The 6,448-nt window shown below is 72.5% G+C and carries 6 protein-coding genes; 3 read left to right on the top strand and 3 right to left on the bottom strand.

The genetic code is table 11. The annotated features are described in order from the left end of the window. On the bottom strand, positions 1-377 hold a 377-nt coding region (locus tag ACSNOB_RS31110; RefSeq protein ID WP_436690917.1), incomplete at its 3' end, for a hypothetical protein. Between the two features lie 161 nt (positions 378-538). Continuing rightward, positions 539-1,966: a UDP-glucose dehydrogenase family protein gene (locus ACSNOB_RS31105; protein ID WP_393112745.1), complete on the bottom strand. Its 1,428-nt coding sequence runs from the start codon at positions 1,964-1,966 to the stop codon at positions 539-541. A gap of 246 nt (positions 1,967-2,212) precedes the next feature. Between ACSNOB_RS31105 and ACSNOB_RS31100 the strand changes: the two genes are divergently transcribed. Further along, the gene (locus ACSNOB_RS31100; protein ID WP_436690915.1) at positions 2,213-3,376 is read left to right on the top strand and encodes an acyl-CoA dehydrogenase family protein; all 1,164 of its coding nucleotides are present in this window, start codon (positions 2,213-2,215) and stop codon (positions 3,374-3,376) included. Between the two features lie 41 nt (positions 3,377-3,417). Here ACSNOB_RS31100 and ACSNOB_RS31095 read toward each other — a convergent pair whose 3' ends face one another. Next, positions 3,418-4,077, bottom strand: a complete 660-nt coding sequence (locus tag ACSNOB_RS31095; RefSeq protein ID WP_436690913.1) for a hypothetical protein — start codon at positions 4,075-4,077, stop codon at positions 3,418-3,420. Between the two features lie 23 nt (positions 4,078-4,100). Between ACSNOB_RS31095 and ACSNOB_RS31090 the strand changes: the two genes are divergently transcribed. Both ACSNOB_RS31090 and ACSNOB_RS31085 read left to right on the top strand, forming a co-directional pair. After that, on the top strand, positions 4,101-4,619 hold the full coding sequence (locus tag ACSNOB_RS31090; protein ID WP_393112739.1) for an acyl-CoA thioesterase: 519 nt from the start codon (positions 4,101-4,103) through the stop codon (positions 4,617-4,619). 202 nt (positions 4,620-4,821) lie between these two features. Next, positions 4,822-6,448: acetoacetate--CoA ligase (locus ACSNOB_RS31085; RefSeq protein WP_436690911.1), on the top strand; the 1,627-nt coding region annotated here is incomplete at its 3' end.

Here is a 6,448-nt window from a genome sequence, read left to right as displayed (position 1 = left end):
GTGGCGGTCGCCCTCGCCCTCGCGTACGCCGTCACCGCCCTGCTCCGCGCGGCCAGCGTGCCGACCGCGGCCGGCGCAGCACCAGCGTTCCGGCCAGGCCCACGGCGGCGCAGCACCCTACGAGGGCGGGTGGCCTGCTTGAGGCGTTCCTCGCCGGCGTGCGCGAGGATGTCCCGCTGGAAGAGCGCGGCCTGCATCTTGGCGGCGATCTGCCGCTGCTCGCTGGCGATGGCGGCCTCGCGGGCCTTCATCTCCGCGATGGACCGTTCGATCTCCGCCAGGTGCTCGACCCACTGTGGCTGGTGCGCACCGCAGTGCGGGCAGCTGACGGCCGGTTTGATCTCCCGGCCGCACGAGGAGCACTGAAAGCTCGCCACGACACCCCTCCGCCCGCACTGTGGACTCCCACCTTGGCAGCATGCCCAATGCGGGCGCGGATTTCGACAGTTGTCGGCGGGTCCGGGGCAAAGATCGTCGGGCGGACGGCGAACGGCCGGTCGCGGAGCGTGCTCCGCGACCGGCCGTCAGTCGTCGGTCGTCAGGGGCGGCCCATGCCGCGGTACTCCCAGCCGGCCTGCGTCCACAGTGCGGAGTCCAGGCAGTTGCGGCCGTCGACCACCTTGCGGCCGGCGACCAGCTCGCCGAGGGCGACGGGGTCGGCGTTGCGGAAGTCGGCCCACTCGGTGAGTACGCAGACCAGGTCGGCGCCGGTCACGGCCTCGTTGATGCCGGGCTCGTAGACCAGCTCGGGGGCCACGGCGCGGGCCCGCTCCATGCCCTGCGGGTCGTAGACGTGCACGTCGGCGCCCGCCTTGCGCAGCAGCGAGGCGACGGCGAGCGCCGGGGCGTCGCGTACGTCGTCGGTGTTGGGCTTGAACGTCGCGCCGAGCACGGCGACCCGGGTGCCGGAGAGGTCCGGACCGGCCGGCCCGGAGCGGCGGCCGAGCAGCTCGGCGGCGAGCTGGACGACCCGGGTCCGGCGGCGCAGGTTGATCAGGTCGACCTCGTGCAGGAAGCGCAGCGCCTCCCCGGCGCCGAGCTCCTGGGCGCGGGCCTGGAACGCCCGGATGTCCTTGGGCAGGCAGGCACCGCCGAAGCCGAGCCCGGCCTGGAGGAACCGGTTGCCGATGCGCGGGTCGAAGCCGATGGCGCGGGCGAGGTGGGTGACGTCGCCGCCGGCGGCCTCGCAGACCTCGGCCATCGCGTTGATGAAGGAGATCTTGGTGGCGAGGAAGGCGTTCGCGGCGACCTTGACCAGCTCGGCGGTGGCGAAGTCGGTGACCACGAGGGGCACCTCGCGGTCCTCCGTGGCGGCCAGGTCGAAGACGCCCTTGTGGGCGGCGTAGAGCATGCCGTTGGCCCACTCGCTCTTGACGCCGACCACGATGCGGTTGGGCCGCAGCACGTCGTCGACGGCGAAGCCCTCCTGGAGGAACTCGGGGCTCCAGGCCACCTCGACGCCCAGGTCGGCGGGGGTGTGCTTGCTGACCAGCTGCTCGACCCACTCGGCGGTGCCGACCGGCACGGTCGACTTGCCGACGATCAGCGCCTTGCGGGTCAGGTGCTGGGCCAGGCTGGTGACCGACGCCTCGACGTACGACAGGTCGGCGCCCATGCCGTCGGCGCGCTGCGGAGTGCCGACGCAGATGAAGTGCACGTCGCCGAAGTCGGCGGTCTCGGCGATGTCCGTGCTGAACCGCAGCCGCCCGGCCGCCAGGTTGCGCTTGAGCAGCTCGTCCAGGCCGGGCTCGTGGATCGGCACCTCGCCCGCGTTCAGCATCGCGATCTTGTCGGCGTCGACGTCGAAGCCGAGGACCTCGTAGCCCAGCTCGGCGTAGCAGATGGCGTAGGTCGCACCGAGGTAGCCGGTGCCCAGGAAGGTGACCCGCGGTCGCTGCGCGCCCGAGGGAGGCGTCACCGCGGCGATGGCGGGCATCGGCTGGGTGTTCGGGTACGGGATCGTCACGCCTGTCTTCTCCGCTCGCGCTGGCGCCGCGTCGTCGCGTCGCGTTCTGCTGCGGCGCCTGGGCGGGCACCGGAGGGACTCTATGCCTGTCACTTCCATCATCGCCGGGCGGCGTCGACGCTCGTCGTGCCATAGCCTACGCGGCGGTAACATCGCCTGAGGTGGTCGCTATCCTTCAGTCTGCGCCGTCGACGGTCAGGAGACGTTACAGACTGCGCATGATAGCGGTGAAGGGGAGGGGCCGACATGGCCGCAGAGCAGTCGTTCGACGTCTACCGGTTGCCCGAGGAGCACGAGGCGATCCGGGAGGCGGTCCGTGAGGTCTGTGCGGCCAAGGTGGCGCCGCACGCCGCCGAGGCGGACGAGACCGGTGAGTTCCCGAAGGCGTCCTACGACGCGCTGCGCGCCGCGGACTTCCACGCCCCGCACATCCCCGTCGAGTACGGCGGCGCGGGCGCGGACGCCCTGGCCACGGCCATCGTGATCGAGGAGGTGGCGCGCGCCTGCGCGTCGTCCTCGCTGATCCCGGCGGTCAACAAGCTGGGCACCATGCCGCTGCTGCTGGCCGGCTCCGAGGAGCTGAAGCGGAAGTACCTCACCCCGGTCGCCTCCGGCGACGCCATGTTCTCGTACTGCCTCTCCGAGCCGGAGGCGGGCAGCGACGCGGCCTCGATGACCACCCGCGCCGTACGTGACGGCGATCACTGGGTGCTCAACGGCGTCAAGCGCTGGATCACCAACGCCGGGGTCTCGGAGTTCTACACCGTCTTCGCGGTGACCGACCCGTCGGCCCGGTCCCGGGGCATCTCCGCCTTCGTGGTGGAGAAGTCCGACGCCGGGGTCAGCTTCGGCGCCCCGGAGAAGAAGCTCGGCATCAAGGGCTCGCCGACCCGCGAGGTCTACTTCGACAACGTCCGGATCCCGGCGGACCGCATGATCGGCGCGGAGGGCACCGGCTTCGCGACCGCGATGAAGACCCTCGACCACACCCGGGTCACCATCGCCGCGCAGGCCGTCGGCATCGCCCAGGGCGCGCTCGACTACGCCAAGGGGTACGTGCAGGAGCGAAAGCAGTTCGGCAAGGCGGTCGCCGAGTTCCAGGGCGTCCAGTTCATGCTCGCCGACATGGGCATGAAGCTGGAGGCGGCCCGCCAGCTCACCTACGCCGCCGCCGGCAAGTCGGAGCGGGGCGACGCCGACCTGACCTACTTCGGCGCGGCCGCCAAGTGCTTCGCCTCGGACGCCGCCATGGAGATCACCACCGACGCGGTGCAGTTGCTCGGCGGCTACGGCTACACCCGGGACTACCCGGTCGAGCGGATGATGCGGGACGCCAAGATCACCCAGATCTACGAGGGCACCAACCAGGTGCAGCGCATCGTGATGGCCCGCCAGCTCCTGAAGGGCTGAGCCGGTCGGCGGGCGGGCCGGTCGCCCGGCCCGCCCGGTGGTCACCGGATCTCGGTCGTGTCCTCCTCCGGCCGGTTGCCCGTGCGCGGCGGCGCCGACCACGGCGACTCGCCGCCGGTGCGACGGGGCAGTGGCTCGGTCGGCGTCGGGTCCGGGTAACCGAGCGTCAGCGGGGCGGTGTCCCGGTCGGTCGAGCCGGCCGAGGGCCAGTCGGTCAGCGTGAAGTCGTCCCCCTCCGGGCCGGCGGCGGTCGCCGGCGCGGGCTCGGCCACCGGCCGCGGCCACCGGCGCCAGCGCTGCCCGCTGAACGTCGCCATGACCAGGAGCAGCCCGAGCAGGAAGAGGGTGCCGTTCTCCACCGGCACGTGCAGCGGCAGGGGGTCGCCGAGGACCTTCCAGCCGTCCGGGATGCGGTCCCGTACCTCGAAGGGCGCGACGAACATCCCCACGTACGGGGCGGCGAGCAGCAGCCCGGCCACCAGCGGGCCGAGGGGTGAGGTGCGCAGCGTGCCGAGCAGGCCGAGCAGGATCCCGCCGACGGCGAGGTAGACGGCCGGCTCGATGAGATTGGCCGAGTTGAACCTGTCGATCTCGACCCAACGGTCGACGGTGCCCGCCGACCCGTCCTGTCCGAGGGTGACCAGCACCCACGTGACGGGTGCCACCACCAACCCGGCGAGGAAGCTCCAGAGATGTCGCATCCGCGCACCGTACCGTTTCCGACATGACCGAGCACCCCTCCACCGCGCCGGCCGGCAAGCCGACCTCGTACTCCCGGGTCACCCTGAGCCGCATCATGACCGCCGTCGACGTCAACCTCTACGGCACCGTGCACGGCGGGGTACTGATGAAGTTCATCGACGACGTGGCGGGGGCGGCGGCCGCCCGGCACAGCGGCGGCACGGCGGTCACCGCGGCGATCGACGAGATCGTCTTCGCCGAGGCGGTCCGCGTGGGCGACCTGGTGCACGCGCACGCCCAGGTGAACTGGACCGGGCAGACCTCGATGGAGGTGGGGGTCCGGGTGGTGGCCGAGCGGTGGGACTCGGCCGAGGACGAGCCGGTGCGGGTGGCCACCGCGTACCTCGTCTTCGTGGGCGTCGACGTCGGCGGCGCGCCACGGCCGGTCCGGCCGGTGCTGCCGGAGACCGCGGAGGACGAGCGCCGGTTCCGGGAGGCGGAAATCCGCCGGGCGCACCGGCTGGCCCGGCGCCGCGCCATCCAGGCCCACCGCGCCGGCTGAGACGTCACGAGGAGTCCGGCCGCCACCGGGGACGCGGGGACGGGCCCTTGCCCGCCCGGACCACACAGGGTGGCGGTGGGGCATGTGGGTTCCGCACGTGCGCCGACGGGGGTCGGGTGCGGAGAATGGCGCTTCGAGGTAGGGCAAGATGGCGCCACGGCCCATTTCACAGTGTCGTGCGGGGCCAGGGGAGGGTGGAGCAGTGGGTGACGTGCTGTGGACGCCGCCGGCGGACGTACGCGAGCGGTCCCGGATCGGGAACTACCTGCGCTGGCTGCGTGAGCACCGGGGCTTGGACTTCGCCGACTACGACGAGCTGTGGCGCTGGTCGGTCACCGACCTTGAAGCGTTCTGGCGGTCGGTCTGGGACCACTTCGAGGTGATCGCGCACACCCCGCCGACCGCCACGCTGACCGACCGCGGGATGCCCGGCGCCCGGTGGTTCCCCGGCGCCACCCTCAACTACGCCGAGAACGTGCTGCGGATGCCCGGTCGGGCCGACGACGACCCGGTGGTGATCGCGCACGGCCAGACCCGCGCGCCGGTCGCGCTGACCGCGGCCGGGCTGCGCGAGCAGGTCCGCCGGGTCGCGGCGGGGCTGCGCCGGCTCGGCGTCACCGCCGGCGACCGGGTGGCCGCGTACGCGCCGAACATCCCCGAGACGTACGTGCTGCTGCTGGCCACGAGCAGTCTCGGCGCGATCTTCTCCTCCTGCGCGCCGGAGTTCGGCACCCGCAGCGTCACCGACCGCTGGCAGCAGATCGAGCCGAAGGTCCTGGTCGCGGTGGACGGCTACCGCTACGGCGAGAAGCCGGTGGACCGTCGGGGTGAGGTGGCGGCGATCCGGGCCGCCCTGCCGTCGCTGGCGCACACCGTCGCCATCGCCTACCTCGACCCGGCCGGCCCGCCGCCCGAGGGCGCGCTGACCTGGTCCGACCTCGCCGCCGAGACCGACGAGCCGCTGACCTTCACCCCGGTCGCCTTCGACCACCCGCTCTACGTGCTCTACTCCTCCGGCACCACGGGCCTGCCCAAGCCGATCGTGCACGGTCACGGCGGCATCCTGCTGGAGCACCTGAAGATGCTCGCCCTGCACCACGACCTGGGCCCGGCGGACCGGTTCTTCTGGTTCACCACCACCGGCTGGATGATGTGGAACTTCCTGGTCTCCGGGCCGGCGGTGGGCGCGACGATCGTGCTCTTCGACGGCAACCCGGGCCACCCCGACCTGGGCGCGCTGTGGCGGCTCGCCGAGGAGACCGGCACCACCTACTTCGGCACGTCCGCGCCGTTCCTGCTGGCCTGCCGCAAGGCCGGGCTGGTGCCGAAGGAGGTCGCCGACCTCTCCGCGCTGCGCGGGGTCGGCTCGACCGGCGCGCCGCTGCCCGCCGAGGGCTTCACCTGGGTGTACGAGACGGTCGGCGACGACCTCCAGCTCCAGTCGCTCTCCGGCGGGACGGACGTCTGCACCGGCTTCGTGGGCGGGGTGCCGCTGCTGGCGGTGCACGCCGGGGAGATCACCTGCCGGGCCCTCGGCGCGAAGGTGGAGGCGCGGTCGGCCGACGGCACTCCGGTGATCGGCGAGCTGGGCGAGCTGGTGATCACCGAGCCGATGCCGAGCATGCCGGTGGGCTTCTGGAACGACCCGGACGGCACCCGCTACCAGGAGGCGTACTTCGACGTCTATCCGGGCGTCTGGCGGCACGGTGACTGGATCACGATCAACGACCGGGGCGGCTGCGTGATCACCGGCCGGTCCGACGCGACCCTCAACCGGGGCGGCGTGCGGCTCGGCACCGCCGAGTTCTACTCGGTCGTCGAGGGGCTGG

It is taken from the genome of Micromonospora sp. URMC 106, assembly GCF_051386395.1.
Lineage (GTDB): Bacteria > Actinomycetota > Actinomycetes > Mycobacteriales > Micromonosporaceae > Micromonospora.
Note: the sequence above shows the minus strand (reverse complement) of the source record. Positions and strands in the feature narration are given on the sequence as shown.

Excerpts from the sequence above, each read along its gene's own strand:
- ACSNOB_RS31100 (WP_436690915.1), top strand. The coding sequence starts at position 2,213 with ATGGCCGCAGAGCAGTCGTTCGACGTCTACCGGTTGCCCGAGGAGCAC.
- ACSNOB_RS31095 (WP_436690913.1), bottom strand. The coding sequence starts at position 4,077 with ATGCGACATCTCTGGAGCTTCCTCGCCGGGTTGGTGGTGGCACCCGTC.
- ACSNOB_RS31090 (WP_393112739.1), top strand. The coding sequence starts at position 4,101 with ATGACCGAGCACCCCTCCACCGCGCCGGCCGGCAAGCCGACCTCGTAC.